The organism is Bdellovibrio sp. HCB-162, assembly GCF_047344985.1.
Classification (GTDB): Bacteria; Bdellovibrionota; Bdellovibrionia; order Bdellovibrionales; family Bdellovibrionaceae; genus Bdellovibrio.
On record NZ_CP178861.1, the window covers coordinates 3,463,112 to 3,478,985 of the forward strand.

Annotated in this window: 16 protein-coding genes; 5 read left to right on the forward strand and 11 right to left on the reverse strand. The window is 45.8% G+C overall.

Going from position 1 to position 15,874, the window contains the following annotated elements; all coding sequences use genetic code 11:
• Positions 1–14 precede the first annotated feature (14 nt).
• The 3 genes from pip to ACLSSO_RS16630 all read left to right on the forward strand — a co-directional run bounded on the left by pip (position 15) and on the right by ACLSSO_RS16630 (position 2,867).
• Positions 15–962 (forward strand): prolyl aminopeptidase, encoded by a 948-nt coding sequence (pip, locus tag ACLSSO_RS16620; RefSeq protein WP_413943473.1) that lies wholly within the window; start codon positions 15–17, stop codon positions 960–962.
• A gap of 134 nt (positions 963–1,096) precedes the next feature.
• On the forward strand, positions 1,097–1,927 hold the full coding sequence (locus ACLSSO_RS16625; RefSeq protein ID WP_413943474.1) for a S1 family peptidase: 831 nt from the start codon (positions 1,097–1,099) through the stop codon (positions 1,925–1,927).
• Between the two features lie 97 nt (positions 1,928–2,024).
• Positions 2,025–2,867 (forward strand): S1 family peptidase, encoded by an 843-nt coding sequence (locus tag ACLSSO_RS16630; RefSeq protein ID WP_295905235.1) that lies wholly within the window; start codon positions 2,025–2,027, stop codon positions 2,865–2,867.
• On the opposite strand, the gene ACLSSO_RS16635 is transcribed toward ACLSSO_RS16630, so the two are convergent.
• Genes ACLSSO_RS16635 through ACLSSO_RS16645 form a run of 3 tightly spaced genes read right to left on the reverse strand, consistent with a single transcriptional unit; the run spans position 2,847 to position 6,192 of the window.
• The gene (locus tag ACLSSO_RS16635; protein WP_295905233.1) at positions 2,847–3,614 is read right to left on the reverse strand and encodes an alpha/beta fold hydrolase; all 768 of its coding nucleotides are present in this window, start codon (positions 3,612–3,614) and stop codon (positions 2,847–2,849) included. The two genes, ACLSSO_RS16630 and ACLSSO_RS16635, sit on opposite strands and share 21 nt — an antisense overlap.
• Complete coding sequence (gene menD, locus ACLSSO_RS16640; RefSeq protein ID WP_413943475.1) at positions 3,602–5,173, reverse strand: 2-succinyl-5-enolpyruvyl-6-hydroxy-3-cyclohexene-1-carboxylic-acid synthase; 1,572 nt, start codon at positions 5,171–5,173, stop codon at positions 3,602–3,604. Before menD ends, ACLSSO_RS16635 begins: the two co-directional genes overlap by 13 nt.
• Positions 5,170–6,192, reverse strand: a complete 1,023-nt coding sequence (locus ACLSSO_RS16645) for a chorismate-binding protein (RefSeq protein ID WP_413943476.1) — start codon at positions 6,190–6,192, stop codon at positions 5,170–5,172. Before ACLSSO_RS16645 ends, menD begins: the two co-directional genes overlap by 4 nt.
• 78 nt (positions 6,193–6,270) lie before the next feature.
• Between ACLSSO_RS16645 and aroF the strand changes: the two genes are divergently transcribed.
• Complete coding sequence (gene aroF, locus ACLSSO_RS16650; protein WP_413943477.1) at positions 6,271–7,104, forward strand: 3-deoxy-7-phosphoheptulonate synthase; 834 nt, start codon at positions 6,271–6,273, stop codon at positions 7,102–7,104.
• Positions 7,094–7,807, forward strand: a complete 714-nt coding sequence (ubiE, locus tag ACLSSO_RS16655) for a bifunctional demethylmenaquinone methyltransferase/2-methoxy-6-polyprenyl-1,4-benzoquinol methylase UbiE (RefSeq protein ID WP_413943478.1) — start codon at positions 7,094–7,096, stop codon at positions 7,805–7,807. Before aroF ends, ubiE begins: the two co-directional genes overlap by 11 nt.
• A gap of 2 nt (positions 7,808–7,809) precedes the next feature.
• Here the strand turns inward: ubiE and ACLSSO_RS16660 are convergent, their stop codons facing one another.
• The 8 genes from ACLSSO_RS16660 to ACLSSO_RS16695 form a co-directional block, all read right to left on the reverse strand.
• The gene (locus tag ACLSSO_RS16660; protein ID WP_295905223.1) at positions 7,810–8,010 is read right to left on the reverse strand and encodes a hypothetical protein; all 201 of its coding nucleotides are present in this window, start codon (positions 8,008–8,010) and stop codon (positions 7,810–7,812) included.
• Positions 8,011–8,131: 121 nt separating this feature from the next.
• Positions 8,132–9,346 (reverse strand): phospholipase D-like domain-containing protein, encoded by a 1,215-nt coding sequence (locus tag ACLSSO_RS16665; RefSeq protein ID WP_413943479.1) that lies wholly within the window; start codon positions 9,344–9,346, stop codon positions 8,132–8,134.
• Between the two features lie 122 nt (positions 9,347–9,468).
• On the reverse strand, positions 9,469–10,374 hold the full coding sequence (locus tag ACLSSO_RS16670) for a 1,4-dihydroxy-2-naphthoyl-CoA synthase (protein WP_295905219.1): 906 nt from the start codon (positions 10,372–10,374) through the stop codon (positions 9,469–9,471).
• A gap of 11 nt (positions 10,375–10,385) precedes the next feature.
• Positions 10,386–11,411, reverse strand: a complete 1,026-nt coding sequence (aroC, locus tag ACLSSO_RS16675) for a chorismate synthase (RefSeq protein ID WP_413943480.1) — start codon at positions 11,409–11,411, stop codon at positions 10,386–10,388.
• Positions 11,408–13,234, reverse strand: coding sequence for a shikimate kinase (locus tag ACLSSO_RS16680; RefSeq protein WP_413943482.1), 1,827 nt, complete (start codon positions 13,232–13,234; stop codon positions 11,408–11,410). The genes aroC and ACLSSO_RS16680 overlap by 4 nt, the downstream gene beginning before the upstream one ends.
• On the reverse strand, positions 13,231–14,406 hold the full coding sequence (locus ACLSSO_RS16685) for a 3-phosphoshikimate 1-carboxyvinyltransferase (RefSeq protein WP_295900637.1): 1,176 nt from the start codon (positions 14,404–14,406) through the stop codon (positions 13,231–13,233). Before ACLSSO_RS16685 ends, ACLSSO_RS16680 begins: the two co-directional genes overlap by 4 nt.
• Positions 14,399–15,451 carry a hypothetical protein gene (locus ACLSSO_RS16690; RefSeq protein ID WP_295900639.1) on the reverse strand — a complete coding sequence of 351 codons (1,053 nt, stop codon included), beginning with the start codon at positions 15,449–15,451 and terminating at the stop codon, positions 14,399–14,401. The genes ACLSSO_RS16685 and ACLSSO_RS16690 overlap by 8 nt, the downstream gene beginning before the upstream one ends.
• Positions 15,451–15,867, reverse strand: coding sequence for a hypothetical protein (locus ACLSSO_RS16695; protein WP_295900642.1), 417 nt, complete (start codon positions 15,865–15,867; stop codon positions 15,451–15,453). The genes ACLSSO_RS16690 and ACLSSO_RS16695 overlap by 1 nt, the downstream gene beginning before the upstream one ends.
• Positions 15,868–15,874 lie beyond the last annotated feature (7 nt).

Sequence of the window (15,874 nt, forward strand, 5' to 3'; positions counted from 1 at the left end):
ATGAGGAGTATTCCATGCTTGAGCTTTTTCCAGAGATCGAACCGTTCAATAAAGGCATGCTGAAAGTTTCAGACATTCACACTCTGTACTGGGAAGAGTGTGGAAATCCCCAAGGAAAACCCGTGGTCTTTTTGCACGGCGGACCGGGCGGTGGCGTTCACCCTGATTATCGCCGCTTCTTTGATCCAAAAACTTATCGCATTGTCCTTTTCGACCAGCGCGGTTCTGGACAATCGACTCCCAATGCGGAACTTCGCGAAAACACGACATGGGATTTGGTAAAAGACATCGAAACTATTCGCGAGATGCTTAAAATCGACAAGTGGATGGTTTTCGGCGGAAGCTGGGGTTCTACTTTGGCCCTGGCTTATGCGATCACTCATCCTGAGCGCACCAAAGCTCTTGTCTTGCGTGGAATTTTCTTATGCCGTCCTTCTGAAATTCAGTGGTTCTATCAAGAAGGCGCCTCACAAATTTTCCCTGACGTGTGGGATGAGTATCTCAAACCGATTCCAGAGAATGAACGTCATGATATGGTGGCCGCCTACTACAAACGCCTGACTCACGAAAATTCAGACGTGCGTTTGCAGGCGGCTAAGACATGGAGCAAGTGGGAAGCGGCGACTTCTCGATTGATTGTGGACCCTAAGGCCATCGACGAATTTGATGATCCTGAATATGCTTTGAGTTTTGCGCGCATTGAGTGTCACTACTTCACGAACAACGCTTTCTTTAAAACCAACAATTGGCTTTTGGAAAACGTTGCGAAGATCCGCCACATCCCTGGCGTTATCGTGCAAGGTCGTTACGATGTTGTATGTCCGGCGCGCTCCGCTTGGGAACTTCACAAGGCATGGCCTGAAGCAAAATTTACAATCGTTCCTGACTCTGGCCACGCGGCTATGGAGCCTGGAACACGCTCAGCTCTTATTGAAGCCACAGAGAGCTTCAAACATCTGTAAGAATTTCAGCCATAAGGGATCTCGCGGTCCCTTATGGAAGCCATAAATATTATCAACTTGTAAAGTGGTTCCAAATTGGGTTTATTAGCTTTCACGCATCACAGAGGGTTGTGGTGTGAATCCGGGGGGATTTAGTGAAACTGAATAAATTGCTTTTGGCGGGGATCGTTTCAAGTCTGGCTCTTACAGCCTGCGCACCTCAAGCTAACAATTCATCAGGCGAAGTTCAGGCGTCAGGCGACGGAATCATTGGCGGCACAGAAGTTAAAGCTGGTGATAAAATTCTAGAAAGTATCGTGGCTGTTTACGACTCTTATGAAGGCCAACTTTGCACAGGTTCTCTTCTTCCAAATAACTTAGTTCTCACAGCCGCTCATTGTATCGGGCAATTCGAAGACGCTATGTACATTATGTTCGACACGGCTTTGGGGCCTAAATCAGAGCGTCGCCAAGTTGATAAAGTTGAAATCTCCCAATACTGGGAGTCTCGTCAGAACGAAAAGAAGGACACAGGCGACATTGCTTTGATCCACTTCACAGGAACAGTTCCTGCCGGTTACAAACCAGCGACTTTCCTTAGCAACAGTAATAAAAAACTTCTTAAAAAAGGTGCTTCTGTCGTTCTTGCTGGATACGGAATCACAAACGGGGTGACAGGAGACGGTGCGGGAACTTTGCGCATGACGACTGTTAAGATCGAAGACCCACAGTTCAGCACCTCTGAAATCAAGTTGAACCAAACTGAAGGCACTGGCGCTTGCCACGGTGACTCTGGCGGTCCAGCGTACATCGAAATCAAAGGTAAATACTACCTTTGGGGTGTTACAAGCCGCGGAGTTGACGATGCTGCCAATGACTGCTCGAAGTACTCTGCTTACACAAGTGCTTTGTACTACAAGACATGGTTGAACAGAATGGCCAACAAACTTTCCACTTCGTTGGTAACTCCTCAGGTTCAAAATTAATCTCGGATAAGACACCAAAAAGTTTTTTCAAACTGCAAAGGGCTGCTAGGAAAATAGCAGCCCTTTTGTTATTGAATGAGCGCTCAATTGGGGAAATATGAAAACGAAGTTGTACGTCAGCTCATTAATCGTTTTAGCTTTGACGGCGTGTGGGGGATCTCAGTCCGCGATAGACACGCTGGTGGATTCAGACGCTATCGTAGGTGGAAAAGACACTACGAAAGACAATGTGATTTCAAAATACGTTGTGCTTATCTATGACAATCCGACAAAAACTTACTGCACAGGGCTTCTCATCAAAAAAGATGTGATTCTAACAGCCGCTCACTGCGTGGGAGCTGACTACAAAGGTCTTACCCTGGCGTTTGGCCTGAAGCCACTGTCCGGTGACTATGTCATGCGTTCTGCTGCAAAAACATGGGTGCACGACAAATACAAAAAATCCAATTCTGCCGATCGCAATGACATCGCTTTGATTCTGATAAAGGGCAATGCTCCGGATGGCTATCAGACGTTGCTTCTTCCAGATAGCAGCTTTCCTTTAAAGGCCGGTTACACTTTCACAGCAGCGGGCTATGGTCGTATTTCCGGTAAAAAAGTTCCTAGCACGGACACGCAAGGCTCAGGTTTTCTACGTAATGTGGACCTTAAAATTGACAGCATGAGTGCTAATGAAAGCCAGTTCTACGTTGACCAAAAATCGGGGCAAGGTATCTGCAGTGGTGACTCTGGCGGCCCTGCATTGATGCGCTACCAAGGGAAAGACTATGTCGTCGGAATTGCCTCAGCAATTTCGTGGAGTGTGCCTTCTGAAATTCGCGAAGATGAAAAGAAACAGTACATCGACAACAAAGACGTCTGCGCAGAAAAATCCATCTACATGAACGTAAAACAATACCGCACGTGGATTGATGACGGCTTAAAGAAGCTGCTGAATTAGTTGACGGATTCTTTCGCCCAAATCTTTGGGGCTATCAAAAAGAACGCGATGGGAAGAGGCCGGTACGGTTTCTAAACGAAGCCCCTGCACCTCTTCCTGCAAACGACGAGACATTTCCATAAACTTTTCGTCGCGCTCTCCGACCATCCAAATCACTTTTTGAATATTCTTTTGAATCAACGAACGCATGTTTTTTTGTTGCGCCAAAGACCACTGGGTTAAAGCGAGGCTCAGTGTCTCACGGGAATATTCTTTTTCAATACGCAAAGGCTCCGTTTCTCCGCCGCCAAAAACAGGCTGCGCATTCCAATTGCGTAAGACCGTTTCCCACGGAGCTTTTAAAAACTCTTCGGCCCAGTAGGAATCATTCATCCAACGTTGACGACGCTCTTCAGAGATCGGATCAAAACTTTCGTGAGGATCGTTAAAGCCAGGATTTGTAGAGACTAGAATTGTTTTATACCAAAGCGCTGGTTTTTTTTCGAGAGCGTGCAAAGCCAAGCGCCCGCCAAGAGAGTATCCAATGAGGATGTTGCGCTCTCCTGCGCAGCCGTGGGCTTCAACAAGTTTTATGAAATTACCGGCCCACTCTTCAAACGTATGTTGAGGTCCTAAAGAGGCGTCCTTGAAATAATCTGGAGTAAAAATACGAAGACCATCGTGCTGCGGGAGATGTGCTTTCACCACCGCCCAATCAGAAGGTCTTCCTAAAAATCCGTGAAGGAAAAAGAGGTTCACTCTTTCCACAGAGATTCGTACTCCTTCCAGAATTCTTGAGTTTGCTCCCAATTTGGGGTGAGCTCGATGATTTGATGATCGTCCAATTGTGTATTCACAGGAATATTATGCCACTTTTGGTAAGACCAATTCCACATCTTTGCCCATGATTCGAAAGAAATCTGGTGCTTGTTTACGAATATCTCTTTTTTGAACATACGAGAGAAGATCTGGCCTCCTCCGTTGTTGATAACGACAATGCGAAGTTTACGCGCTTCGAGTTGAGAAGTTGCCCAAAGTGACGATAAATCATACAGCGCTGTTAAATCCCCAACAAGACACCAATTTTCTGCCTCTGGATGGGCCCAGCCCAAGAATGTCGAAAGCTGTCCATCGATACCGTTGGCTCCGCGATTGGCGGCAACACGCAAAGGAATGGCATCGTGTGAGGAGCACGAATCCCATTCACGAATCGGAAGTGAATTTCCAAGATAGATCGAGCCGCCTTTCATCTTTTGCGAAAGTGCGTAGATCATCCCTTGTTCTGAATCAGGATATTTCATCAAAAGACCGCGCACGGTTTCCGCGCGACTGCTGTCTTCGATATTCAATTTAATATTTTCACGCTGAGGATTTGAAAACTCCACCTGGCTTAACAAATCCAAAGAGTTCACGTGTTGCACAGGACGGCTGAGTCCTGTGTAGTGATTAAAGCTCACCGAGAACACCGGGATGTCTTTGTATTTGTCTTCAAGATCACGCCACACACGCGTTGTCGGAACTCCCCCGATACGCAAGATAGAATCACAGAGTTGTGATTTTAAAACTCGATGAATCATCTGCTCGCCAGAGCGAATTTCAATGTCTTTGATGTCGGGATGACCGCGCAGACTTGAAATGCCTTCGCAATAAACCGGAGCTTTGTATTGCTTCAAGAAATCAAGCACGGTGCCGTAAGCCTTCTCTGGCAAAATTCCCACCATCACCAGAGGTTTGTGAGAGTTCAGGAAGTTTTCCATCTCTTTTAAAGTTCCCAGTGGCAACTGCCCTGGAAGTTTTGTTCTTTCGGAGTGACCTGGGAAATCAATCTTAGGCACGGGTCCGTCGATGAGCGGCTCTTCAAAACACACGTTCACGTGAATAGGTTTTTTCCAAGAAAGAGATTTGAAAGACACGTGAGAATTTTCCGCATCAATATCCAAAGCAACTTCATTGTAGTATGAAAAGATACCCACTTGTTCAATCGTCTGCGGAGCCCCTGTGCCGCGATAGTGTTTCGGACGGTCTGCTGTCACCATAATCAGTGGCAATGAGGAATAAGTTCCTTCAACAGCTGCAGGCAAAAGTTCCGCGACGGCTGTTCCTGATGTGGTGATGATTGCGACCGGACGACGTGTGCTTGCGATACGGCCTAAAGCAAAAAATGCCGCCGAACGCTCTTCAAAGAAAGAATACACTTTGAGGTCTTTGTTCTCTTCAAGGATATACACTAGCGGACTGTTGCGTGCACCGGCGCAAAGAACAAACTCGCGCACTCCTGTGTACACCAACTCTTGAATGACTTTTCCCGCTAACTCCATATTTGTCATACATCAAGCCCCAAAATCTTTCTTACGGACAGGCGTTTTTGATAAAGCTCTCTCCACTCACGCTCCAATTCACTGGCCGCGACAACGCCGCAGCCGGAACCAATCATAGAAGAGGTCTCATTCCATTGCAAATTTCGAATGGCGACAAGACACACAGCCTCCTCTTTACCTATAAAGGCAAAAGGTCCGCCAAAACCGCCGCGCCCCTCTTGTCCGGGGAACTCTTTCATCCATTTGTACCCTGCCGAACGAGGTGCTACTCCCAGCGCAGGAGTAGGATGCAGTTGCTGAATCAATGAGAAAAACTCAGGCTTTGTTTTACACTGAATTTCGATATCGGTTTTCAAATGATACAGCGTCGGAAGCTCGACAATTTTTGGACCTTCAGTCTTCACATCGCCCCAAGGGTGCAGCACCGACATCAAGTCTTCTAAAACGTAGAGATGCTCTTGCATTTCTTTTTCATCATGAAGCAGAGATTCACGGCGTGTGGATTCACTCTTGGGACATGTGCCGGCCAGTGCCATCGTTCGCAGATGTCCTTTTGCATAATCAAAAAGAAGTTCCGGAGTTGCTCCTAAAACGCCTTCGCCCTTTTGCCATAAACCATAAACGTACAAAGTTTTCGGCGCTTCTAAAAGAGTCAAAATCATCTGCGCGCGCTCTTGCGGAGTCACCGTTTGTTCAGATCGAGCAAAGACCGCGGGAACAGTTTTTTTTATTCTACCTTCTCTGATGAGATCCTGAGTGCGCTGTAAGGCTGTTGCGAAATGCTCTTTCAAAGGTTCGTTCCAAGGTGCTTTCCCTACGGGGGCCGCAGCAGGTTTCTGACCTAAGAAGGCCTCACAATTCTTACGCAGCTCCTCTGTGGAAAGGCGATGGATTTTGGCTCCGCCGAGCGCTGGAGAAGAGCCCAAATCGTAGAAATCAGGGAAAAACACTGTAATTTCGTCACGATTTGCGTCGGAAACAGGGTGAAAAGGCCCCTCAATAAGAATCCATTGATCCCTATGGCGCAAGAGGGCCCCTGCCTCCAAAAAGTTTGTAATGCCCGAGAGCGTTATGCTATTCTGCCGTTCCATTTAAGAAGTCGTATTATGGAAATGCCAACTATGCAAACAACTCCCTCAACCCAAATCGTCAATATCGGTGGATATGATATCGGCGGATCTAACTTCACAGTCATGGCTGGGCCTTGCTCTATCGAAAGTTACGAGCAGTTCATGGAAACAGCGAAAGGTGTGAAGGCCTCCGGCGCGCACATTCTTCGTGGCGGTATTTGGAAGATGCGCACTTCTTCAAAAGACTTCCAAGGTTTGGGTAAAAACTCTTTCGACTTCATCAAAGCGGTCTGCAAAGAGACCAACATGAAACTTGTTTCTGAAGTCACGGACGCTCGTCAAATCGAAGAAGTTTACGACATCGTTGAATGCTTCCAAGTCGGTTCTCGCAATATGCATAACTATGCTTTGCTTAAAGAGTTGGGCATGCAGAGAAAACCTGTATTGTTGAAGCGTGGTTTTGCAGCCTTGATCACAGAATGGATTAAAGCGGCGGAGTACGTGACGGTCGGCGGAAATCCGAACGTGATTTTATGTGAGCGTGGTATTCGTACATTTGAAACTTCGACTCGCAACACTTTGGATCTTAATGCCGTGGCGTTTGCAAAAAAGAATTCTCACTTGCCTGTGATCGTTGATCCTTCTCACGCTGTGGGCATTCGCGCTTTGGTTCCTGATTTGGCTTACGCAGCTGCGGCTGTGGGAGCTGACGGCATCATCGTCGAAGTTCATCCTCGTCCGGCAGAAGCTCTTTCTGACGGCATGCAAGCTCTGACTTTGGATGACTTCAAAAACATGATGATGAAGCTTGATAAGATTCTTACGGCGATCGACAGACCTCTTCATAAGGTGGCTCCTCATGCAAACTAAACATTCTCCAAATCCGGAAATCATCCGCTCGATGTTTTCAAAAGTGGCTGCGAACTACGACAAAGGGAACAACGTTTTGTCGATGGGCATTCACCACTTGTGGAGAAAAAAGTTAGTTAAGTACAGTGGCGCAAAAACCGGCGATAAAGTTTTGGATTGCGCGACGGGTACGGGCGATCTTGCAATTGAATTTAAAAAAACAGTGGGCGCAACGGGTGAAGTGGTTGGTACGGATTTCTGTGCCGAGATGTTGATTCCAGCTCCAGGCAAAGCCAAAGAGCGTGGCCTTGAGATCAAGTTTGAACAAGCCGACGTCACACAGCTTCAGTACGCTGATAAGGGTTTTGATGTTTGCAGTATCTCTTTTGGTATTCGCAACGTCGGTGACCCAGTAAAAGCTTTGCGTGAAATGGGACGTGTGACGAAATCAGGCGGCACGGTGATGGTGCTTGAATTCGGTCAAGTGAACGTTCCTGTTTTCGGTGCACTTTACAATTTCTATTCTCAAAATATCTTGCCTAAAATCGGCGGTCTTGTGACAGGTCAAAAAGAAGCTTACGAATACTTGCAAAAGTCTTCTGCGGCTTTCCCTTGTCGTGATGAGTTCTTGGGCCTGATGAAAGAAAGTGGCGCTTACTCTCACTGTGAGTATGTTTCGCTTACTGGCGGTATTGCTTATATTTATAAAGGCATTGTGAAGTAAAATCATTCCATCGCCAGCATACGACGAAACTCCACGCGAACTCCGACGGGTGGAGCGTTTCCTTCAAGACTGAGAAGTTCTTCGTAGTAGGAGACCTGAGGTTGTGGCGGACGAGGATCAGGAATGTATTTCTTTGTCGGACATCCCCAAAATGCCAACCCGATCATGACAACTAAAAGAACGAAGAGAGAGAGCTTTTTCATGGCTCTATCTTCTCTCCGTAAAGTCCGCACTGGAAGCGCTTTTCACTGAAGTGAGACAACTCACAAAGAATTACAGATGAAGATCCCTATTCTTTAAATTTTCGCAACAGGGATCTTAGCTTTAGTCCTGAGAACAATTTTTTACGAGTTTCAAAACCTGACGAATTTCAGAAACACTCAAAGCCATCGGTTTGATTGCGCAGGACACTTTGCTGGAAGTTTTCAAATAGTCGCTTAACGGCTTGAGGCTCTCGCGATTCATATTCCAAAGATCACTGAATTCTTGGTTGTAGGAAGGAAGAACATCTTCTGCAGCAGAGCCACTGAGTTCCACAAGGTTTTCGATGTGGCTCTTTTCGCTGCTCTCTGACCAATTGAAAGATCCGGAGAGAACTTTTGCGTTGTCCACGATCATAAATTTGTTGTGCATTTGGAAGGCCATGTATTCTGAAACTTCCAAATTGTAGAACTTCACGCGCAATTGCAGGTTGCGATGGCTTAACAAGTATTGCGCTCTTTTTCCAATATCCATGAAGTCGTCTTGGCTGATCACAAGATAAATTTTCACGCCACGGTTGGCAGCCACTTGCAAAGCCTCAAGAACCGGCTTTAAACGCACCCGCGTTGTTGCAATTTTGATTTCGCTTTGAGCTTCGTTAATAAGACGGACCACTTGATCGGTGAGGCGCGATGGCTCGTTTGATTTTCTATCCAATGTACGGGGTGAATTGAAGAACACTTCCACGTCGCCCTGATCAAAGAAGCTCACTTCATTTGTTTCGTTATTGTCTGAGTGTCGACCAAATTCTTCGGAGTTCACCCACAGACGATTGAACTCCTGCTGGTAGCGGCTGGTGATTTCGTTTTCTTTAGTAAAGAACAGGATGTTTTCATTGTAGTTACGGTAAGAAGACAAAGACCAGTTCGCGCTTCCCGTGATCACTTTGTGATTGCTTAGACCTGCATCAATGACGGCAAACTTGTGATGAACCTTTACGGATTTTCCTAAATAACGAACGTCAATGCCAAGACTCTCTAAAGCGGACATCTTCTTTTCATTTTCTTCTGGCGTTGCGTACCCTTCAAAGATCAGACGAATTTGCAGACGTCCTTCCTGAAGGCGTTTCTGTACCGAAGGTGATTGCAGAACTTGAATCACCGGAGACGCCGACGTAGTTTCCATATTGTACATAGCAATATCAACCGTGCTTTGTGCCTCTTCAATCCAAGTGGCGATCTTTTCTAAAGTTGGATCGTGTGGATGAAAAAGGACTTCCACTTTCGCATAGGAATTTACGGCAAAAAACAGGGCCCAAAAGAAAAGAATCGTTTTCATAAAGTCTCCTCGACGAGGGACTTCTAGCCGACATTCGAATCTTATGTCATCTGCATGGTAAAGAGATTATTATTCTTATAAGGAATAATGGGTTTGGAGGACCCAAACCCATTATAAAAGACTTAGTAGTGCCAAGGGAACTTAGAGAAATCTTTAGGACGTTTTTCTACGAAAGAGTTTCTGCCTTCAACAGCCTCTTCCGTTCCGTAAGCCAAGCGAGTCGCTTCCCCAGCGAACAATTGCTGACCCACCAAACCGTCGTCACAAAGATTGAATCCATACTTCAACATGCGCATCGCTGTTGGTGATTTTGAGTTCATTTCGTAAGCCCACTCCAATGCCACTTTCTCAAGATCTTTGTGAGGGATCACGGCGTTGACCATGCCCATTTCAAAAGCCTCTTGAGCAGAGTAATTGCGGCCTAGGAAGAAAATCTCACGCGCACGCTTTTGTCCTACCATGCGAGCCAAGTAAGCTGAACCATAACCGCTATCAAAACTTGCTACGTCTGGATCCGTTTGTTTAAAGACGGCGTGCTCTTTACTTGCGAGAGTCAAATCACAAACCACGTGAAGTGAGTGACCGCCACCAACAGCCCAGCCTGGAACAACTGCGACAACAATTTTAGGCATGAAACGAATCAAGCGTTGAACTTCTAAAATATGCAAACGACCCAAGCGGGCCAAATCCATTTTGCCAACGGCTTCTTTGTCTTCGTATTTATATCCGTCTTTTCCACGAATGCGTTGATCTCCGCCAGAGCAGAATGCCCAACCGCCATCCTTTGGAGAAGGACCATTACCTGTGATCAAAACAACGCCCACATCCGCTGTGATACGCGCGTGTTCTAAAGCTGTGTAAAGCTCATCCACTGTTTGAGGACGAAAAGCATTACGAACTTCAGGACGATTGAAAGCAATACGAACTGTGCCCTGATCTTTCGCACGATGATAAGTAATATCCTGAAACTTTACGCCAGGAATTTGAACTTCTGTCCACCACTCTGGATTAAAAATATCCGAAACCATTTTTTACCTCTTTAGATACGGTCCGTTTTAGACCATAAGTAGTGATCTGCCAACACCAACCATGTCATAGATTCCAGGACTGGTATGGCTCTGGTGACAATACAAGGGTCATGACGCCCTTTTTTTGCGACATCCAGAATCGAACTTGTCGGTTTAAAAGAAACTCGCAATAAAATGCTTTCACCGGTAGAAATGCCACCGCGGATGCCACCATAAGCGGCTTGAGAACCTTGATGAAAATCAGTGCCCTTCACGTCGACGGCATCAAAACCCAAACCCAGCTCAAATCCGTTCGTGGCACCGACACTTAAAAAAGCCTGCGCTAAGTCGGATTTGAGTTTATGAAATACAGGTTGTCCCAAATACGCCGGAGGATTTTGAATGAGGATTTCAGCGACTCCACCGTAGCTATCTCCTTGCTCCTGAGCCTTTTTAAGCAAAGCATCGACTTCATGATCGCGTGTAGAAGGAAAGCGCGCCTGGAAAGAATCAATATTCTTAGACGTCACTTGCTCACGCTCTTCCTGAGTCAAAGTGAAAGGACCGATTTGCGAAGCATAGCCGATCACTTTGGTTGGCGCACTCACATGCTTCATCATCATTTGCGCGACAGAACCTGCCATCACACGCGACACGGTTTCACGCCCTGAAGAACGTCCGCCGCCACGGTGATCACTGTGACCGAATTTATTTTTCCACATGTCATCGGCATGACCTGCGCGAGGACTTGTTTTAATATCTTTATAATCTTGCGAGCGCGCATCTTGATTGCGCACGATGATCGCAATCGGAGTTCCTAAAGTTTGTCCTTCAAAAATGCCGCTTAAAACTTCCGGCGCATCCGTCTCTTGACGGCCTGAAACAATTTGCCCCGAACCATGATGACCAGGACGGCGACGCTCCAGTTCTTTTTTTAAAAGAGCTTCATCAAACCTTACACCTGCAGGACACCCGTCAATCACGACCCCCAAAGCCGTTCCATGACTTTCGCCAAAACTTGTTATCACAAAACGGGAACCGAATTGATTTGCGCTCATAGCGCCTCCTCACAGTTTTTCCAGAAAATTCTTTGGCCTTGCGCTTGACCTGTGAACATCACAAGTCCTGATTGATAATTGGCTCCGCATTTTTGTGCGTACTCACGGCCCAAAGAGTCTTCTTTATAATTTAAATCAAATACCATCGCTGGATTCCATGAGGCTGGTGGCATCAATGTCTCTGACGAACGAGGAGCGGCCCAGATCAAAATCTTAGGCTGCAAATCTGTGGCATCTTCACTTCCGACGCGAGGTTTTCCTGTGCGCGAGGAAAAGTAACTTGCATGCGGCAAAGCTTTTTGGATCATTTCTAAAACACCACCGCCGCCCCAAACAAATATTTCTTTTTGCAGTGGTGCAATCATCCCGACACCCTCAATGAGTTCTGCAAATCCCTGGTCGTCCGTGGAAGTTCCCAGCCACATCTTTTGGTTTTCATTCCAATAAAGCGTGTTGAGAGCTTTTAGTTCCGAGGACGACACGAGCTTCGCCGCGTTTTCTTTATGTGGAGACGTCACTGCTGCGTATGAAAGTCCGAGCTTTCTTAAGACTGGCAGAGCTTCGCTCCATTCATCTCTGTGGATAGAAATGGCAAAGACGGGAAGATTTTTTTTATGAAAGAAATCAGAATGCTCCATCGGAGTAAAGCTGTGCGCTACCGGATCGCCAAGAACGGCGGCAAATTTTTGCGACTTTTCAGCCGTCATAAGCCAAGCCCACAAAGACGGTTGATCCCCCGCACTGCCGGTGTCTTCCTTCCAAAAATTAATAAGCTGCTGACCTTTCTTGAAACGGCGATACCATTCCCAACGACCAGAAGAAGAACGCGGTAAAAAACTGCGTTTTGTTGGGGAGGCTTTCTGCCACTCTTCACCTTGCAATAACTCCTGAAAGTTAGACACTTCAGGGGCATACTTCATATGCGTGACCTTATCTTCAAAACGCATCCACTCATTAAAATGAGTCCGGTCGTGCAATGACAGAATCAGTTTGTCCTTAGAAACCTGATGAAGAATATCTTCGGGTGTTCCTAGTTCCCACGGCCAATCTATCCAAGTAGACCGATTTACTATTTCAGCATTGGCGGAATCACTCCAAAAAGAATTCCAATCTTGGTTCTTCCTGAAGGAATAAATAAATTTATCGTTGGATAAATCTTGAAGGACACGACGAATTTGTTCTCTCGAAAGAAGATCATCGCGCAATTCAAAAAAACCAAGGCCACGGCCAGCGTAACGAGCTTTGAAAAGAGACCATCTTTTTTCGGTCGCAAAAAATTCCGGCAAGATCGTGAGTCCCCCGCACACATCTTCAAGCATGTGCGTAAGGATTATCTTTTCCATAGCCATGGCGTGATGACGATTTTCGAACATGCCTTCAGGCATCAAATAAACTTCATCAGCGCGATCACGATATCTTTGCTCACGCACTTCGGCCCTTTTATAAAATTCTTCAAGAGGAGAAAGATCCGGCTCTAAACGCGGGCGATTCAGAAAAATTCTTCCATCTAAATCTGTTTTTCTTTTTACCCACAGGACACGGACCGTTTCTGGAATCACAGAAAGATCAAAGCCCGCTCCCAAAACCAAATAAGCGTTCTGATTAGGTCGTTGCAGGATTTCTAAGAAAAGCTGTCTTTCCATTTCCCGGAAATAAGTTTCTCCATGCTCAAGAAATAACTCACGAATGGATTTGCCGATCTTCTTTTCGATCTCGGTATCCAAATCGATAAAATCCACGGACGAATCTCGGGTATAAAGCATCAGACGCTTCATCAACTCCGTTTTTCCAGTTCCGCGATGTCCAACAACAGCCGTAATCATGGTTTGATTCCTATCATGTCCCAGAATTCAGGAAAACTTTTATTGATCACGTGAGGCTCTTCAATGGTGATATCGTGGCCTTTTAGTTTCATCAAAACGGCCGCCATCACCATGCGGTGATCTTTGTCGGGATTAAACTTCACACCATGCACGGGTTGTTGTTGAGGATTCCCGTGGATAATCATGCCGTCTGGCAAAGACTCATGCTTTACGCCGACTAAATTCAATAAATCTGAAACTCGGGCAATACGATTTGATTCTTTACTCACTAAGTGAGGTGCCCCATAAAGTTTTGAAATTCCTTTGGCCCAACTGCACAGCACAGCCAAAACCGGAAAAAGATCTGGAGACTGAGAAAGATTGAATCCAAGAGCCTGCGGAGTCGGCGTCTCTTTCACGGTGAGAGTCGAACCCTGCACAGAAAAATTCACCTGCATTTTTTCAAAGATATCTAAAAACACGATATCTGGCTGTGTGCTTTTCTCTGAAAAATTCGTAATAACGACTTCGCCAGCTAGGGCCCCGGCGGAAGCCATGGTAAACATCGAGCTGACATCGGCTTCCACGGTCCATGATGTTTGCTGAATGTTTTGCCCTGCGGGAATAATATAACCTTGCGACGTCTTTTGAATCTTCATTCCCAAAGACGTCAACATCTCTAAAGTCAGTAGAAAATAGGACTCGGAGTTTTTACCGCCTACCAATTCAAATTCTAAATCAAAATCCAAATTCCAAGCATTTAAAACCAAAGCAGAAGCGTATTGGCTGGATTCCGCCATATCCACCTGTAAAGGTGCAGAAGGCTTTTTCCAACCCTTCCCTTTTACGGTCATTTTGTCTTCGTAAATGTGGGCTTCAACGCCAAGCTGGTTCAAAAGATGCACTAAACCTTTTTGCGGTCTTTGCAAAAGACGGCGTGTAGCGCCGAGGCTGTACTCACCTTGATTGCGAGACACCCGAAGGGACATAAAACGAAATGTCGTTCCACCTTCGCCACAGTCAATAACGCCCGGATCATTCAGATGTTTGAGACCTTCTCGCATGTGGCGAACATCATCACAGTCGGAAAATCCCTGAAGCTTAAAAGACGGAAAATAACTTTGCACAATCAAGGCGCGATTGAAAACGGATTTTGATCCAGGTATCTCACCTTGAAAATGCAGCTTAGCCATTGAGTTCTTCCTCTTTTTGACGGCAGACTTCCATTAATACTTCATCCACCGTCACTTCGCGAATCACGCATTGACCTGGTTTTTTCAAAAACACGAAACGCAGGGTTTCCGATTTTGTTTTCTTTTTATCGCTAAGAAGCAATTTTCTAAAATCTTTTAAAAGCGCCGCTTTTGTTTGCAAAAGTTCGTCACGCAATGGAGAAAGCAAATACCCCACAACCGGAGAGCGCTGAATTTTTTCATACTCACTCACCGTCATGATTTTGTTTTCCACACTCCAGCGAAGTGCAAAATCCAAACCATAGTTAATAGCCACACCGTGAGGAAGCTTGTAATAGGCTTCCAACACGTGGCCCATGGTGTGTCCCAGATTCAGTATATGACGATGACCGGATTTTTCTTCAGGATCTTTAGAAACGACTTTGTTTTTGGCATCAATGGAGGCCGACAAATATTTCCACATAGTGGCTGACGTAATTTCAAACTCTTTGGAAAGATCTGCCCAAAGTTTGCCACCAGCAATCCAGGAAATTTTTAAAAGCTCGCCAAAACCTTCAAAGGCACGAGCTTCAGGCTGTGCAATAAGAAGCGAACGCACCAACACGATTTTATCAGCAGGATAAAAAGTGCCGATCTGATTTTTTGCCGATCCGACATTCAAAGCGGTCTTCCCGCCGTGAGCAGAGTCAATCGCAGAAAGCCACGTGCTGGGCATTTGTACGAGTTTCACACCACGCTTAAGAATGCTCGCAACAAATCCACCGAAATCCCCGACGCTGCCGCCCCCTGCAACTACAAGAGTGAGTCGACGGCTGGAAGTATTCTCGCAGAGTTGAACGATTTTAGATATGTGCGCTGGGAATTTTTCGACGGCTTTCAATTCTTCTCCGGCGCGAACACCGTAAGACAAAGAAAACTGTTTCATCCATTTTTTAAAAGCGGGTGATTTCTTAGGAAGAACCTCGTCGTAAATCAACAGAAGTTCTTCACCTAATTCAGAAACTCGCGGAAGCTCGTTAGAAAAGAGCAAAGAGCTTTTTTTCATTATTTAGATTCTTTGAATTCAGCTTTGGCTTTTTCGTAAGACTCTGACAATGAATCCCAAGCTTTGCTCATACCAGATTTCATTTCGGACCAAGCCTTGCCAGAGCTTTTTTTAAGTTTAGAAAGATCTTTTTTCATCTCGTCTTGCTTTTTTTCAAGAACGGCGATTTGCGCTTTCATTTCTTTTTTAGCTTCGCCACTTTTCTCTGAAGCCTTGGCCTTCATTTCAGAAATTTCTTTCTTCAAATCCGCCAACTTGTTTTCCATGTCCTTTTGGAATTGTTCTTTTTGTTCTTTAGTATAATCAGCTGCCGCAGAAGCCGCTTCTGTTGTTTTTTGCTGAACGTCTTCTTTTGTCGTTGCTAGTGAAACAGACGAAAATGAAAGAGCAAGAAGGGAAATAATTAGGAATTTCATACTGGTC